The organism is Streptococcus sp. 'group B', assembly GCF_002073795.1.
Classification (GTDB): domain Bacteria; phylum Bacillota; class Bacilli; order Lactobacillales; family Streptococcaceae; genus Streptococcus; species Streptococcus agalactiae.
Genome location: NZ_CP020432.1, coordinates 26455 through 42808, shown reverse-complemented (window position 1 = coordinate 42808; position 16354 = coordinate 26455). Strand labels below are relative to the sequence as shown.

Genomic DNA, 16354 nt, shown 5'->3' with positions numbered 1-16354 from the left:
GGGATATGATGGAAAAAGGATTTAAAGAGGGAGTGAAAGATGCCTTGCCCACAGCTTTAGGGTATATCTCAATAGGCTTGGCGTTTGGGATAGTTGCTTCAGCATCAGATTTATCTGCAATAGAAGTTGGTCTTATGAGTGCCTTGGTATATGGGGGATCTGCTCAGTTTGCTATGTGTGCGCTATTATTAGCAAAAGCAGACTTGATGACTATTACGATGACAGTATTTTTAGTTAATTTGAGAAATATGTTAATGAGTTTACACGCGACTACTATCTTCAAGTCTGCTCACCTAATGAATCAATTAGCCATAGGAACTCTAATAACAGATGAGAGCTACGGCGTTTTACTTGGAGAAGCATTGCATCACAAAGTCGTATCGCCTAGTTGGATGCATGGTAATAATGTGATGAGTTATTTGACATGGGTAATCTCAACGATAATAGGAACTTTACTGGGGAGTACTATTCCTAATCCAGAAATGTTTGGTTTAGACTTTGCATTAGTCGCCATGTTTATAGGTCTCTTTGTATTTCAGTTGTTTGGGATGTTATCTGATGGAAAGCGACTTGTTGTATATGTTCTTGCTTCTGTAGGTTTAAGTTACTTCTTATTATCCACTTTTTTGTCAGGAGCCTTATCAGTATTGCTTGCGACTGTTGTTGGATGTAGTGTAGGAGTTGTTTTAGATGATAAATAGTACCGTTTTTCTTGCTATTCTTTTAGGTTTTGTTGTTTCTTGGGTGCCAAGAGTCGCTCCATTCATATTTGTAAAATACAAAGGGCTACCAAATAGTCTTGTGAAATTTTTAAAATTTCTTCCTCTTTCTATTTTATTTGCCCTAACATTCTCTAGCTTTTTTTCAGTTAAATTAGGACAATTGCCAACACTAAAATGGTTAGATTTATTGGCTGGCATACCAACTCTAGTTGTCACTATTCGATATCGAAATTTATTTTACACTGTTCTTACTGGTATCGTTACTATGGCTTTATTGAGATTACTATTTTAACGTGTAGGAATGGAAGATTAATAAAAACACAAAAAACGCATCTATTTCTAGATACGTTTTTTGTGTTTTTGTCTAGACAGGAACTTTTGATAGCCGATGTGTAATAGTTTGACTAATTGTTAATAATATCAACAGATTTTTCTGTATCTTGATAATATGAGTTGATTGTAAGATTGCTTTTTAAAGATATCTACATGCTGCTATTTTAAAATTTATAAAAAGGTCCATAGTGGTTTATATAGTTTAAAACTATATAAATTGCTAAAAATATAAAATATTAAAAGCTATTGATATTATAGTTTTCATGGACTAAAATAATTCATAAAACTAAAATGGTTAGTTATTAGCTATAACTTGATGGAGGAAATTATGGTAAAAGTTTCAAATTTAGGGTATCCACGTCTTGGTGAACAGCGCGAATGGAAGCAAGCGATCGAAGCTTTCTGGGCAGGGAATCTTGAACAAAAAGATTTAGAAAAACAACTAAAACAATTACGTATCAATCATTTAAAGAAACAAAAAGAGGCAGGTATTGACCTTATTCCAGTGGGGGATTTTTCTTGTTATGATCATGTTTTGGATTTGTCATTTCAATTCAATGTAATCCCAAAGCGTTTCGATGAGTATGAGAGGAATTTAGACCTTTATTTTGCTATTGCAAGAGGTGACAAAGATAATGTCGCATCATCTATGAAAAAGTGGTTTAATACCAACTACCACTACATAGTCCCAGAATGGGAGGTTGAGACTAAACCTCACTTGCAGAATAATTACTTACTTGATCTTTATCTAGAAGCTAGGGAAGTAGTTGGTGATAAAGCAAAGCCGGTTATCACTGGTCCAATAACCTATGTTTCCTTATCATCAGGAATTGTCGACTTTGAAGCGACTGTTCAGCGGTTATTACCACTTTATAAGCAGGTCTTTCAAGATCTGATAGATGCAGGCGCCACCTATATTCAGATTGATGAGCCGATATTTGTAACTGATGAAGGTGAACTTTTAGTAGATATAGCTAAGTCTGTCTATGATTTTTTTGCAAGAGAAGTACCACAAGCCCACTTCATCTTTCAAACCTACTTTGAATCAGCAGTCTGTTTAGATAAACTCTCTAAGCTGCCAGTAACGGGATTTGGCCTTGATTTTATACATGGTAGGGCGGAAAATGTAGCTGCTGTTAAGCAAGGTCTATTCCGCGAAAAAGAATTATTTGCAGGAATTGTTAATGGTCGAAATATCTGGGCAGTAAATTTAGAAGAAACGTTGGCTTTATTGGAAGAGATAGCTCCCTTTGTTAAACGTTTGACCCTTCAACCTTCTTCAAGTCTTTTACATGTACCGGTGACGACTAAATACGAAACACATTTAGACCCTGTGTTAAAGAATGGCTTATCATTTGCTGATGAAAAACTAAAGGAATTAGAACTATTAGCGAGTGCTTTTGATGGTAATAAAACAAAGGGATATCACGAAGCTTTATCTCGTTTTTCAGCTCTTCAAGCTGCTGATTTTCGTCATGTAGCGTTGGAATCATTAGCAGAAGTAAGGCTTGAACGAAGTCCGTATAAATTACGCCAAGCTTTGCAAGCTGAAAAATTACAGTTACCGATTTTACCAACAACAACTATTGGGTCCTTTCCTCAATCACCTGAAATTAGGAAGAAACGCCTTGCTTGGAAAAGAGAAAATCTATCTGACTCAGATTATAAAGATTTCATAAAAACTGAAATTAGAAGATGGATTGCTATTCAAGAAGATCTTGATCTTGATGTGTTAGTACATGGCGAATTTGAGCGCGTGGATATGGTTGAATTTTTTGGTCAAAAGTTAGCTGGTTTTACGACAACCAAATTAGGCTGGGTACAGTCTTATGGTTCAAGGGCGGTCAAACCACCTATCATTTATGGTGATATCAAACATATTCAACCCTTAAGCCTTGAAGAAACGGTTTATGCCCAAAGCTTGACTAAGAAACCTGTTAAAGGCATGTTGACAGGTCCTATTACTATAACGAACTGGTCATTTGAGCGAGATGATATCAGCCGATCTGATCTTTTTAATCAAATTGCTTTGGCTATAAAAGATGAGATTCAACTTTTGGAACAATCAGGTATTGCTATTATACAAGTGGATGAAGCAGCCCTTCGAGAAGGCTTACCCTTACGCCAGCAAAAGCAACAGGCTTACTTAGATGATGCTGTTGCGGCCTTTAAAATTGCAACTTCATCTGTGAAAGATGAGACACAAATTCATACACATATGTGTTATTCAAAATTTGACGAAATTATTGATTCTATCCGTTCACTAGATGCAGATGTTATTTCTATTGAAACGAGTAGAAGTCATGGGGACATCATTGAAAGTTTTGAAACAGCAGTTTATCCTCTAGGAATTGGTCTGGGTGTTTATGATATTCATTCTCCTCGCATACCTACTAAGGAAGAAATTATTGTCAATATTCAACGATCACTAAAATGTCTATCAAAAGAGCAATTTTGGGTAAACCCTGACTGTGGCTTAAAAACACGTCGTGAAGCAGAAACAATTGCTGCCTTGGAGGTTCTTGTTTCAGCTACCAAAGAGGTTCGTCAGCAATTAGATAATTAATAGGTTAATCAGTAAAGGATTGCCATGAGGGAGGAGTAAAGAAGATGTCCAAGTTTTTAGAGAAATTAAAAACAGATATTCTAGTAGCTGACGGTGCAATGGGAACTCTCCTTTATACTTATGGGCTAGATACTTGTCATGAATCCTACAATGTAACACATCCAGAAAAGGTTCTAGCCATTCATCAAGCTTATATTGAAGCGGGTGCAGATGTTATTCAGACGAATACCTATGGGGCTCAACGTCATCGATTAAAGAACTACGGTTTGGAAGATCAGGTTGTCTCTATCAATCAAGCAGCAGTTAATATAGCTCATCAAGCGACTTTGGGTAAAGAAACATTTATTTTAGGTACTGTTGGAGGTTTTCGTTCTCAAAGACAATGCGATTTAACATTGGATAATATTGTAGAAGAAACTTTGGAACAAGTTGAGGCTTTATTGGTGACAGGACAGCTAGACGGATTATTGTTTGAAACTTATTATGATATTGAGGAGATAACGACAGTTTTAAAAATTGTGAGGGAGATGACTGATCTACCAATTATTACTAATATTTCTCTTCATGAAGCAGGGGTAACATCAAATGGAAAGCCTATTGTAGAGGCGCTCAGCCAATTAGTTATGCTAGGTGCAGATGTGATTGGCTTAAATTGTCACCTTGGACCCTATCATATGATCCAATCATTGAAGCAAGTTCCTTTATTTGCCCAGTCTTATTTGTCAGTTTATCCTAATGCAGGTCAGTTATCTTTAGATGGTGAGAATAGTCAATACCAGTTTAGTCAGAATTCAGAGTATTTTGGAAAATCTGCAGAACTTCTCGTAGCAGAAGGAGTTAGGCTTATTGGTGGTTGTTGTGGGACAACTCCAGATCATATTAGAGCTGTGAAACGATCTATTAGAGGATTGAAACCTATTGAACGAAAGGTTGTTACTCCTATAATACCTGTAAAAGATTTTGTTAGGCGTATCAGACGAACAGATACTCTAGTGGATAAGGTAAAAAAAGAAGTAACAATTATCGCAGAATTAGATCCTCCAAAACATTTAGATATCGTTCAGTTTCAAAAGGCTATACGAGCGATTGACCAAAAAGGTATTGCAGCAATTACTTTAGCAGATAATTCACTATCTAATACACGTATTTGTAATTTAAGTATAGCTAGCTTGCTTAAAGACGAAATTAGTACACCCTTTTTACTACATATAGCTTGTCGTGACCATAATTTAATTGGTTTACAGTCTAGACTGTTGGGCATGGAATTATTAGGTTTTAACCATATTTTAGCCATAACAGGAGATCCGACTAAACTTGGTGATTTCCCAGGAGCGACTAGTGTTTATGATGTGACTTCCTTTAAACTCCTTTCTCTGATTAAACAACTTAATCAAGGTTTATCTTATAGTGGTGCTAGCTTGAGACGTCCAACAGATTTTACAGTTGCTGCTGCCTTTAATCCTAATGTGAAAAACCTTACTCGAACCGTAAAATTGATTGAGAAAAAAGTAGCTTCTGGTGCTGATTATTTTATGACACAACCAATATTTGATCACTCTGTGTTAAGGGAATTAGCTGATCTTACTAAAACAGTTGAACAACCCTTTTTTATCGGAATTATGCCAATAACAAGTTATAATAACGCTGTTTTTCTACACAATGAAGTTCCTGGTATTAAACTTTCTGAGTCATTTTTATCTGCTCTTGAAAAGGTAAAGGACGACAAAGAAGCTTGTTTAACTTTGGCCTTAAACGAGAGTAAGTCCTTGATTGATGAAGCCTTGAACCATTTTAATGGTATCTATTTGATTACTCCCTTTTTACGCTATGATCTGACTCTTGAGTTAATTGACTATATACAAAAAAAGCAAGTAAGAAAGTCCTCTTAACTTTCTTACTTTTTAGTTGGTCGTTTATTATTATAATAAAAGTTACGTACCAAAACAGAGGTTAAACTAGATTTTTAAGCCACTTTCTATACTAAGATAAATTAGTTAATTTAAGTTTTCTTTAAGTTTATAGACTTAGAATAAAGCGTTATTTTGATGGGTAGCATAAAATCAAGGCATAATATAGATGTCAGCGATTTTTTTAGACTAACGAAATAACGATGTAAAGCTTAATAGGGGTGTATCGAATACTCACTTATATAGTACCAAAAGCCTATAGCCTGTTGGCTAGCTTGACCGTATTCAAATGTTGAATAAATCTTGGTTGAGAAAGGGAGGTATAAAAATGGTATGTGTCGATTTTATTGATCAAAAAGTTTATAGTGAAGCAGAAGGTCTATTTGTTTCCGATTTAGACTTAGGCATTAAAGGTTTAATAAGAGCACGTTATCCTTTCGCTCTGGATAGTGACTTTATTTCGTATGGGAATTTAAGTCATTATTGTATGAATTATCTTGATGAAATTGTTCAGCGAGCGAATCAGAAAAATGAGAAGATAAAATATAATGTGACTACCTTGATGAAAGAAGAAGAGAAGCCCTTCAACGTTGAAGAGCGTTTGAACAAGCAAGCAACTATCGGTCAACGAATTGCTGATGATGTTGCACGTTTTGGCGGATCTTGGACTTTTATTATCGTTTTTGTATCCATTATGGCTATTTGGATGTTGGTTAATATCATGAAGCCTTTTGGTATTCAATTTGATCCTTACCCATTTATCCTGTTAAACTTAGCTTTATCAACGATTGCTGCGATCCAAGCACCACTTATTATGATGAGTCAAAATCGTGCTGCTGATTATGATCGTTTGCAAGCTCGAAATGACTTTAATGTCAATAAAACCTCTGAGTTAGAAATTAGATTATTGCACGAAAAAATTGACCATATGGTACAACAAGATCAGTTTGAATTGTTAGAGATTCAAAAGTTACAGACAGAAATGCTAGTATCATTGGGAAATCAGTTAGCACAATTGAAACAACTACAAAAATAATCTTTTAGCAGTTATTTAAAAATACTGATACAATACTAAGAATTTAAATTAATACTGCAACCTCCTATAATGGAGAGCAGTATTTTTACTTTATTAATAACAAAAACCCCTTAGATGATGTGTCTAAGGGATTTTTGTATCGGAATAATCGAGTTGGTGAATTATTAGGCTAGTGTCTGTCCGAAAGCGTCTGCTGCTAAAATAGCTTGAGCAAACATTTTGGGATCGAAAGGGGTATTTTTGTATTCATTAGTAGTCATTGCAATTTCAACAATTTTTGGAATATCTTTTTCTGATAAAGAGACGTCAGCTAGAGTTGTTGGCAAACCTAGTGACTTATTAAAACGAGCTACTTTTTCAAGTTCTTCTAGTTCGTTGAAATAAGCATGTAAAACTAACACACCAAACGCAACTACAACGCCATGTAAGAATTCACCTTGTCTTTGAATAGCGGTTGTACCATAGTAAAATGCATGCGCGTGACAAGAATTGTAGTAGAAATCAGGTTGATTAACTAAATTAGAAGCATAGCCAGTTGAGATTAAGATATCAAGCGCAATTTCTTCAACTGCACGCGAAGCTAAATTAGCTTCAACGTCTTTTAGACCTTGTTCACCAAATTGATAAAAAGCTTCCTTTGAAGACAGAGCGACTGCTTGTCCTAACACTGCAGTATGTGGTAGTTTATTGGTCTTAGCCTCTAAGGTAGCACGTTCTACTTCAGGGGCTTTTGAAATACCGTCCCCAATACCAGCCCAAAAATATTTGCTTGGTGCCTGTGCAATGATCCGTGTATTGATAAAAATATGAAGTGGAGACTCGGGATAGCCGTATCTTAAGAAAGAATGGTCATCATTATATACAACTGCAATGGCAGTACCTGCGGAGCAATTAGAACAAATAGTTGGGATAGTAAAGCTATTTTTACCTAACTCTTTTGCTACCATTTTAGCTGTGTCTAAAGCTTTTCCACCGCCAAAACCTAAGATAGCATCAGCAGCTTGAACTTGTGGGTTGGCTACTAACTTGTCAATGTTAGATTGTGTTGAATCCGTTCCATAGACAAAGCTTCCTGTGACTTTAATATTTGCTTCCTCTAAAATAGAGCGAACCTCGGCTTCTGAGCTGTCTAGGGCACGTTTGCCACCCACGAAAGCAATGCTTTGAATACGGTAAGTTGCCAAAACGCTAGGAATTTCTTTGAAGCAATCTTCTCCGTAGCTATAATTTGCCATTACATTTGTTGTCATTCAGTGTCCTCCTCTATTCCAAAGGTCGATTAGAGACAGCTATTTTCTAAAAGTGAATAGTTTTTTGTCTCTTGACCAAGTGATTATCATATTATAGCAGAATATTCAGAAAATTGGAACATGAAAAATAATTTAATTTTCAAGAATAAGAATAGAAAAGGTAAAGCGAGATATACGAGTAAATACTGTCAGTATAATAATTATAAGCTCTTGAGAGGGTCTGTATTGGATGCAACAGGGAGTTCTTTTAGGTATTGATCAAGATCGCGTTGGTGTTTTAGCACCTTTATTTTTTGAGGGTAGTCCTCAACAACTTGTTTATAGTTTGATTTTTGTTTGTCAGAGCGACCGTCTTTAAGAATCCAACTGATAAATTCAAAATCTAATTTTTCCGGGCATCCATTGGCCATATCAGGTCTAGTCTTACCACGAAACTTACAGTAACGTTTGAATGCTCTCCACAAGCAGTTGAAGCGATTAAAGTCAAAAAAAATAATCTCATCTGCATCTGCTAGACGTTCTTGATATAGCAGTTTTTTGTAGTTACCTTCTATAATCCATGTTCTTTTTTCTAACATGCTGCTGACATCGTCAATCATGTCATCATATTTTCTCTCTTCCCAATTTGGGGCGAAGTGAATACTATCAAGGTGTAATACATTGCAATTATAGTAATTTCCCAATTTTCTCGCTAAAGTGGACTTACCTGACCCACTATATCCGATTATTGCTATTTTCATATACTACCTCCGTTAAATTGTTTACTTGAAGTTAATGCTGTACTTAGGATTTACTTATTTTATAAGGGTTATTCACTTTTTTAGATTAATATATTTTTGATATAAGTTATCCATACACATGGTAACATAATTACCAGTAAATGTAATCTAGATATCAATACTATGGTTGACGATATTGTTAACTTTTGGGTTCAAAAAATTGGGGTAAAAATCATCGGAGGGAACTGCCAAACAAACTCACAGTTTAAAATACTAAGTAATAAAAAGTCTTGAATTTATTATGTTTAAGGCTTTTTAAGCGTCTAAAATACTTAGTCTAGTATGAATTTCTAAACAGAAAGTAAAAATAATGAGTTTTAGTATGGTTTTTGGGCATAATGGAACGATTTTATCTAAAATAGTACGTTTCTTATTAAATTTATTTTTTTAGAAAAACATTAGGCTAACCTATTTGATAAAAATAGTGATAAGTAGAAATTTTCTAAAATATTTAGATTTATATAAGGTGGTAAATTATCGTTATGGTTTTTTACATGAAAATCTAAATTAAATTATCAGAAATTAACAAAAGGATAGGCGCAAGTATATTATAGCAAAATGATAATATTAGTTTTATGAAAAAAATGCAGTTTATTTGTAATAATGTAAAATATAGGGGAAAAGAAAGCGCTTGACGACCTTTTGGACAAGTAGTAAGATACAAACATGGGCCCTGTAAATTAAAAATACTGCAGTAAAAGTGATTTTAGTTTAAAGGAGGAAATTTATTATGAACGTTAAACATATGATGTATCTATCTGGAACTCTAGTGGCTGGTGCATTGTTATTTTCACCAGCTGTATTAGAAGTACATGCTGATCAAGTGACAACTCCACAAGTGGTAAATCATGTAAATAGTAATAATCAAGCCCAGCAAATAGCTCAAAAGCTTGATCAAGATAGCATTCAGTTGAGAAATATCAAAGATAATGTTCAGGGAACAGATTATGAAAAACCGGTTAATGAGGCTATTACTAGCGTTGAAAAATTAAAGACTTCATTGCGTGCCAACCCTGAGACAGTTTATGATTTGAATTCTATTGGTAGTCGTGTAGAAGCCTTAACAGATGTGATTGAAGCAATCACTTTTTCAACTCAACATTTAACAAATAAGGTTAGTCAAGCAAATATTGATATGGGATTTGGGATAACTAAGCTAGTTATTCGCATTTTAGATCCATTTGCTTCAGTTGATTCAATTAAAGCTCAAGTTAACGATGTAAAGGCATTAGAACAAAAAGTTTTAACTTATCCTGATTTAAAACCAACTGATAGAGCTACCATCTATACAAAATCAAAACTTGATAAGGAAATCTGGAATACACGCTTTACTAGAGATAAAAAAGTACTTAACGTCAAAGAATTTAAAGTTTACAATACTTTAAATAAAGCAATCACACATGCTGTTGGAGTTCAGTTGAATCCAAATGTTACGGTACAACAAGTTGATCAAGAGATTGTAACATTACAAGCAGCACTTCAAACAGCATTAAAATAATATTTGTATTTTTCGTGTGATGCTGTCGACTTCGTGATTTTGTACTACCATGATTGTTATGATTAAAAGATTTACGACAATAGTCATAATAGTAGAACGATGTCACCATTTTAAATAATAAAGTGATTAGTCATTTGACTAAATTTGCCAAGTATCAAAGGAAATAAAGATTATGACTAAAAAGATAACTGTTGTAGCATTAGAAACATTGATTGCCCAGCATAATAATATCCATTTGATAGACGTTCGTGAAGAGCATGAGTATCGTGGAGGGCATATTCCAGGTGCGATAAATCTTCCTTTGAGTCAACTCAGTCATAAGTTTGAACAGTTAGATAAAAATAAGGAATATTATCTTGTTTGTCAACGAGGGGGAAGATCTATTAGAGCATGCCAATTTCTCGAGTTGAAAGGCTACAAAGTAATCAATGTAGATGGTGGCACAGAAGCGTGGAGAGGAAATCTAGAAGTGTAAATATGTCCTGTGTAGTCTACCATATTTGATAATAAAAAAATTGACATTATCTCACTATTAATGACCTTTTAGTAAACATAAAGAAAAGTATGTGTTTTGAAAAGGAGGATGATTATCCTTTTCAAAACCATACTTTTTGTGTCTTGTGGCTTGGTCTTAATTAATAGTTGTTAGGACAATGTCGTAAATGACAAGGAGAATAAAAGGCCAACTAGTAAGTAATAATTTTGTGTGTTGTTTAGAGTTTATTGAGTCAGCCTCTCGAACGTTAGAGTGCAGACTTATACGACGGCGAGCAGTATTCCTATGCGTAAAAAGGTAATATAATATAAATAAGATTGCTAAAATTAGCAATATATTTTCAAAATAAGTCCCGTATAACTCGTTTACTGTTGATAGCTGGGTGAAAATTTCTACGATAAAGTTATTGCAGATATGAAGGAGTAGGGCTACCTTAAAGGAATAATGGTAAGCGATAAAACCCATTATGATACCCGCAATAGATGTAGTCAATAGCTGAGAAATGTCTTGGTGCATTAAACCAAATAGGATGCCAGAAGTGATAATGGCAAACCATTTACCATACTTGGATAATAAATTCAATACTATTCCTCGGTATAAAACTTCTTCAAAAAAAGGACCTACAACAACAGAATAACTAATCATAAGTATACTGAATGTGGCATCATAATTTTGACTTTCCGATTCCATAATATTGAGATGATTTAGCACAGCATCCCATATTGTGGAGACTATATTATTAGTAGTATATATAATGCTTAACAAGAATAAAATAGTGGTGAAAGTGATTGTATGATGAGTTGCCGTTAGATGTTTTTTTAAATTTTTAAAACCCATAAAAAAACAAGGAATGAGTAAGGCGATTAAAGTACTTGCTATACCTATCCAGACATCATTTTGTAAGATTTCAGCAAATAGTGTAGTCGCCAAACTTAAAACAATAGCCTGAGCTAAAAGTATCAGCCCGATTAGGTTAAGTCTCTTTTTTTCTTGATTCAATTGATTACCTCCTTATTAATAACGGTAACGACAAAGAAATATTATAATGTATAATGTATAGGTTTCTAAGTCATTAGTCAATAGGGACGAGCACTTGGATACTTCTAATAAGATAAAATACATAGACAAGACTATGGTTTTGGCTTCTCTAAAGATTACCTAAAAATTTATAAGTTCTCGAGCAGAAAGGATGAGTTTGGATATTGAGAGGATGGGCTTGACCAGCTGAAAGAAAAATGAACCAAGGGTAATCGCTTCGAAAAAAGAAGGAAATTTCAATTAGAAACTTCCTTTTTTTATCAATCTAGTATTGGCGCGTGCTAGGGACTTTATAATTCGTTATAAAATCTTCGATTTCAGCAATATCATCTGAGAATAGGACATTTTCTCTATCTTCCAGACTAAGAAAACCCTCACTAACCATATGATCAAACATATTTTTTAAATCATTAAAGTAGCCATTAACATTATATAAAATGCAAGGATTATCATTTTGACCGATGCGAGACCAAGAGATAACTTCGGAAATTTCTTCAAGGGTACCAGGTCCACCAGGTAGAGCGATAAAGGCATCTCCAAGTAGCATCATTTTTGCCTTACGTTCAGGCATATTATTTACTATGATAAGCTCTGATAAATTTTCATGTGCAATTTCACGATCTCTTAAAAATGTCGGAATAACACCAGTAGTATAGCCACCATTTGCAATCACAGTATCAGCCATGACTCCCATTAAGCCAACTTTTCCTCCACCATACACCAGAGCATGTTTGTTTTGTGCCATCCATTGTGCCAAGGCAACTGTTTTTTCACTATAAACAGGATTTTCCCCAGTACTTGCTCCACAAAAAATAGTTATTCTCATGTTTCAAACCTCTTTTCTAATTTAGTGCGATGTGCGCTGATAATCTCTTCTAGTGAGATATTATACTGATCAGCAAGTATGAAGATATTATCTAAGACATCTCCTAGTTTTTCTTTTATATCATTTAAGTTTTCCAAATCAGTTTGTTCGGTTTCGTCAGGTCTGTCACGTCCAATTTCATATTTGCGAATGGCTTGAGCCAATTCGCCGACTTCTTCTGAAAGAAAGTTACTTCTAATAAAAGAATTGTATTGATACCAGTTTCTTTTTTTATAGAATTCGCTCACCCATTTTTGATAATCTGTAATATCCATTGTTCCCTCCGTTTCAAGTATATTGTAGCAATATTGCTTTATTAATGAAAATTTGAACGCTAATTAATAGGAAAAGTTCGTATTTGGTATTTCTTCTAGTTTGTGAATAGTCATATTTAAACTTAAGAGGTTAGCGCGTGCTTTAAGCATTTTTTAAATATTTTAAACCATAATGTATGAAGATTTATCTCTTTATTAAAGTGAGGTTATGTAGTGAACAAGAAATCCTTTTTCCAGTGTGTTATACTACTTGTTTCTTTTTTAGTGTTAACATTAGCAGTTAAATCTCAAAGTGATATGATAAGTTATTTGGATAATATCACTTCAGCTTTTTTTCAAAGCATACGAAACTCCGATTTAACTAACTTAATGACGATAATATCAACAGTTGTCAGCCCTTTGACAACGTCATTAATAGCACTTGTTATCCTTGGGTATCAATATTTTTTAAACCAAAGGATAGCTGTGTGGCTATTTATGTTATTTTTTGGTACCAATGCTTTGGCATTGCTTTTAAAAGATATCATCGCACGTCATAGACCTATGAATCAACTTATTTTTGACTCAGGTTATAGTTTTCCCAGTGGACATACGATATCAACGTTTTTATTAATGATTCTTGTTTTAGTGGTTGCAAGACAGAGATTGAGAAGAGTATTGTCACAAGTAGTTTTCGTAATATTTGCATTAGTAATCCTTGCATCAGTTATTTTTTCAAGACTTTATTTAGAAAATCATTTTTTAACGGATATTTTAGGGTCGTTGTTACTAGGAGCATCGTCATATTGTGGTTTGTCTGCTATTGTATCTTTGAAAGAGTTACAATAAAAATAGTAGTTACCAATGAATTATAAAAGAGCCTTTCTTTGAACTGCACCCCAAAAGTTAGACAAAAAATCTAACGATTGGGGTGCTTTTCTGATGAAATTAAGTTATGAAGATAAACTAGAAATATACGAGTTAAGAAAGATCGGGATGTCCTGGTCTCAGATTAGTCAACGATATGATGTTCGTATCTCGAATCTTAAATACATGATAAAACTCATGGATCGGTATGGTGTAGAAATCGTCGAAAAAGGTAGAAATGAGTATTATCCACCTGAATTAAAGCAGGAAATGATAGATAAAGTCTTGATTCATGGTTGTTCTCAACTCTCTGTTTCTCTTGATTATGCTCTCTCTAATTGTTCTATACTCACAAATTGGCTTTCCCAATTTAAGAAAAATGGTTATACTATTGTTGAGAAAACAAGAGGGAGACCGAGTAAAATGGGACGTAAGCGTAAGAAAACTTGGGAAGAAATGACAGAGCTCGAGCGACTTCAGGAAGAAAATGAGCGCTTGAGAACGGAGAATGCCTTTCTAAAAAAGTTGAGGGATTTGCGCTTGAGGGACGAAGCCTTACAGAGCGAACGGCAGAAACAATTAGAGAAATGGTCACAGGAGGATTCCGACTAGACCTCTTACTTGAGATAACTAAGATAGCTCGTGCAACTTACTATTATCAACTAAAGAAACTGAATAAACCAGATAAAGACAAAGCAATCAAATCTGACATTCAATCCATTTATGATGAACATAGAGGAAACTATGGCTATCGTCGGATTTATTTAGAACTGCGAAATCGTGGCTTTGTCATCAACCACAAAAGGGTGCAAGGCTTGATGAAAAGTATGGGCTTGACTGCTCGTATTCGTCGTAAGCGCAAGTATGCCTCTTACAAAGGTGAGGTTGGTAAGAAGGCTGATAACCTGATTCAACGCCAGTTTGAGGGGTCGAAGCCCTATGAGAAGTGCTATACCGATGTGACGGAGTTTGCTTTACCTGAAGGGAAACTTTATCTATCGCCTGTTCTTGATGGCTATAACAGTGAGATAATTGATTTTACCCTGTCTCGGTCTCCTGCCTTGAAACAGGTTCAAACCATGCTTGAGAGGGCTTTTCCTGCGGCTTCATACAGCGAAACCATTCTCCACAGCGACCAAGGCTGGCAGTACCAGCACAAGTCCTACCATCAATTTCTGGAGGACAAAGGCATTCGTCCTTCTATGTCACGGAAGGGGAACAGTCCTGACAACGGTATGATGGAATCTTTCTTTGGGATTCTAAAGTCTGAGATGTTCTATGGCTTGGAGAAGTCTTACAAATCACTTGATGACCTTGAGCAAGCTATCACAGATTACATTTTTTACTACAACAACAAGCGAATCAAAGCAAAACTAAAAGGACTTAGTCCTGTGCAATACAGAACTAAATCCTTCACTTAAAATAAATTGTCCAACTTTTGGGGGTCAGTACACTTAAGGGCTCTTTTATAATTCATTATTTTTCAATGACAAATATTAGTGAAGTTAATTTTTATTTAACCATTGTTATTATTAATGCTGTTTTGCCACTTATTAATCAACGAAAAAGTTTCTTCTATGGAAACTTTTTTATATTATATTTCCTGATAGGAACTTTTATTTTTGATTTAGAAACTCTATAATGGACGTGAAAGGAGATTGACCGATGCTTGGAGAGAATATCTATTTACAACGTACTCAGATTGGTATGACGCAAGAGAATTTGAGTGATTATTTGCATTTAACAAAAACTACAATTTCAAAGTGGGAAAATAATCAAGCTAAACCGGATATTGACTATCTTATTTTGATGGCTAATCTTTTTGATATTAGCTTGGATGACTTAGTCGGTTATCAAAAAACATTGTCAGATGATCAAAGAAATCAGCTCATTAAGGATCTAAAAATAAAAGCAAATGTATTGTCTGAGAGAGATTTCTTTCAGGAAGTTAAGGAATTATCAAAACAGTTCCCTAACGATTTTAAGACTCTGTTGATAATGATTAATATGGTCTTGAGCAACCTAACCAACCTTAATGATTCAGAAATGAAAGAGTGGTCACTAAGTACACTAAATAAAATTATTAGTAAAACAGTAGTTGAGTCTGACCTCCAGACGGCGATAATGTTCAAAACGGTCGTTCTTTTTCACAACCTTGAATATGATGAAGTGATAAACCTTTACCAGAATAGTCCCTATAAATTAGGTGAAGAATTACTTTTAGCTAATAGCTTTTTTGCAAAAGGCGATGTTTACCGAGCTAAGCAAGTATTACAGGTTGAAATTTATCAGCAGATTCTACTTGTATGCGAGTATCTATTGAGTTTATCAACTTTTGAAGTTGAAGAAAACAAAGGCGATATTTTTGAAAGGCTTGAACATATGATAGAAGCGTTTCAATTAAACTCTTTGCATCCCAACACAGTCATCAAGTGTTATTATAGTTTAGCTTGTCATTATAGTAAAAGTGATGATGATAAGGCATTAGGATATTTAAAACAATGTTTTAAATCTTTAAAACAGTTGCTCCAAAGATTTGAATTACACGGTGATACTTTCTTTTATACCATCGATGATTGGTTAGAGACAATACCTACTGGTATTGCACCACCGACGAGTCAATTACAGGTAATAGAACGAGTTGAGGACTTATTTCAAAATTCACAATTTAAAGAACTATCAGGGCGTAAAGAATTTCAACAAATTATTCAAAAACTTAACGATTTAAAAAAGGATTACTAAT

Annotated in this window: 16 protein-coding genes; 11 read left to right on the top strand and 5 right to left on the bottom strand. The window is 34.5% G+C overall.

Features of this window, described 5'->3' with window-relative positions:
- The first annotated feature begins 8 nt into the window (after positions 1 to 8).
- From A6J68_RS00255 to A6J68_RS00235, 5 genes are all read left to right on the top strand, one after another.
- Positions 9 to 701 carry an AzlC family ABC transporter permease gene (locus A6J68_RS00255; RefSeq protein ID WP_000410682.1) on the top strand — a complete coding sequence of 231 codons (693 nt, stop codon included), beginning with the start codon at positions 9 to 11 and terminating at the stop codon, positions 699 to 701.
- On the top strand, positions 691 to 1014 hold the full coding sequence (locus A6J68_RS00250; protein WP_000610953.1) for an AzlD domain-containing protein: 324 nt from the start codon (positions 691 to 693) through the stop codon (positions 1012 to 1014). The genes A6J68_RS00255 and A6J68_RS00250 overlap by 11 nt, the downstream gene beginning before the upstream one ends.
- A 369-nt stretch (positions 1015 to 1383) precedes the next feature.
- Positions 1384 to 3621 carry a 5-methyltetrahydropteroyltriglutamate--homocysteine S-methyltransferase gene (gene metE / locus A6J68_RS00245; protein WP_105253151.1) on the top strand — a complete coding sequence of 746 codons (2238 nt, stop codon included), beginning with the start codon at positions 1384 to 1386 and terminating at the stop codon, positions 3619 to 3621.
- Between the two features lie 44 nt (positions 3622 to 3665).
- The gene (locus tag A6J68_RS00240; RefSeq protein ID WP_000032991.1) at positions 3666 to 5510 is read left to right on the top strand and encodes a bifunctional homocysteine S-methyltransferase/methylenetetrahydrofolate reductase; all 1845 of its coding nucleotides are present in this window, start codon (positions 3666 to 3668) and stop codon (positions 5508 to 5510) included.
- Between the two features lie 346 nt (positions 5511 to 5856).
- Positions 5857 to 6564 (top strand): DUF1003 domain-containing protein, encoded by a 708-nt coding sequence (locus A6J68_RS00235; RefSeq protein ID WP_000227144.1) that lies wholly within the window; start codon positions 5857 to 5859, stop codon positions 6562 to 6564.
- Positions 6565 to 6728: 164 nt separating this feature from the next.
- Here the strand turns inward: A6J68_RS00235 and A6J68_RS00230 are convergent, their stop codons facing one another.
- Both A6J68_RS00230 and A6J68_RS00225 read right to left on the bottom strand, forming a co-directional pair.
- Positions 6729 to 7814 carry an iron-containing alcohol dehydrogenase family protein gene (locus tag A6J68_RS00230; protein ID WP_000210838.1) on the bottom strand — a complete coding sequence of 362 codons (1086 nt, stop codon included), beginning with the start codon at positions 7812 to 7814 and terminating at the stop codon, positions 6729 to 6731.
- 200 nt (positions 7815 to 8014) lie between these two features.
- On the bottom strand, positions 8015 to 8554 hold the full coding sequence (locus A6J68_RS00225) for a DNA topology modulation protein (RefSeq protein ID WP_000684240.1): 540 nt from the start codon (positions 8552 to 8554) through the stop codon (positions 8015 to 8017).
- Between the two features lie 769 nt (positions 8555 to 9323).
- On the opposite strand from A6J68_RS00225, the gene cfb reads away from it, so the two are divergent.
- The gene (gene cfb / locus A6J68_RS00215; protein WP_105253150.1) at positions 9324 to 10091 is read left to right on the top strand and encodes a CAMP factor pore-forming toxin Cfb-I; all 768 of its coding nucleotides are present in this window, start codon (positions 9324 to 9326) and stop codon (positions 10089 to 10091) included.
- Positions 10092 to 10263: 172 nt separating this feature from the next.
- Positions 10264 to 10566: a rhodanese-like domain-containing protein gene (locus A6J68_RS00210; protein ID WP_000162433.1), complete on the top strand. Its 303-nt coding sequence runs from the start codon at positions 10264 to 10266 to the stop codon at positions 10564 to 10566.
- A gap of 156 nt (positions 10567 to 10722) precedes the next feature.
- Here the strand turns inward: A6J68_RS00210 and A6J68_RS00205 are convergent, their stop codons facing one another.
- The 3 genes from A6J68_RS00205 to A6J68_RS00195 form a co-directional block, all read right to left on the bottom strand.
- Complete coding sequence (locus tag A6J68_RS00205) at positions 10723 to 11586, bottom strand: CPBP family intramembrane glutamic endopeptidase (protein WP_001071068.1); 864 nt, start codon at positions 11584 to 11586, stop codon at positions 10723 to 10725.
- Between the two features lie 304 nt (positions 11587 to 11890).
- A complete protein-coding gene (locus A6J68_RS00200; RefSeq protein WP_001223113.1) occupies positions 11891 to 12451 on the bottom strand; it encodes a TIGR00730 family Rossman fold protein in 561 nt (186 codons plus the stop codon).
- Positions 12448 to 12765, bottom strand: a complete 318-nt coding sequence (locus A6J68_RS00195) for a MazG nucleotide pyrophosphohydrolase domain-containing protein (protein ID WP_105253149.1) — start codon at positions 12763 to 12765, stop codon at positions 12448 to 12450. Before A6J68_RS00195 ends, A6J68_RS00200 begins: the two co-directional genes overlap by 4 nt.
- Before the next feature lie 213 nt (positions 12766 to 12978).
- Between A6J68_RS00195 and A6J68_RS00190 the strand changes: the two genes are divergently transcribed.
- The 4 genes from A6J68_RS00190 (at position 12979) to A6J68_RS00175 (ending at position 16353) form a co-directional block, all read left to right on the top strand.
- Positions 12979 to 13593, top strand: coding sequence for a phosphatase PAP2 family protein (locus A6J68_RS00190; protein WP_001869177.1), 615 nt, complete (start codon positions 12979 to 12981; stop codon positions 13591 to 13593).
- 93 nt (positions 13594 to 13686) lie between these two features.
- Positions 13687 to 15032, top strand: a protein-coding gene (locus tag A6J68_RS00180; protein WP_370657101.1) for an IS3-like element IS861 family transposase whose coding sequence is annotated in 2 segments (ribosomal slippage) — positions 13687 to 14143 and positions 14143 to 15032 — 1347 coding nt in all. Because the reading frame shifts where the segments join, the coding sequence is not laid out codon by codon here.
- Positions 15033 to 15049: 17 nt separating this feature from the next.
- Positions 15050 to 15253, top strand: coding sequence for a hypothetical protein (locus A6J68_RS11725; RefSeq protein WP_071659956.1), 204 nt, complete (start codon positions 15050 to 15052; stop codon positions 15251 to 15253).
- A gap of 23 nt (positions 15254 to 15276) precedes the next feature.
- Positions 15277 to 16353 carry a helix-turn-helix domain-containing protein gene (locus tag A6J68_RS00175; RefSeq protein WP_000900240.1) on the top strand — a complete coding sequence of 359 codons (1077 nt, stop codon included), beginning with the start codon at positions 15277 to 15279 and terminating at the stop codon, positions 16351 to 16353.
- Position 16354: the final 1 nt, after the last annotated feature.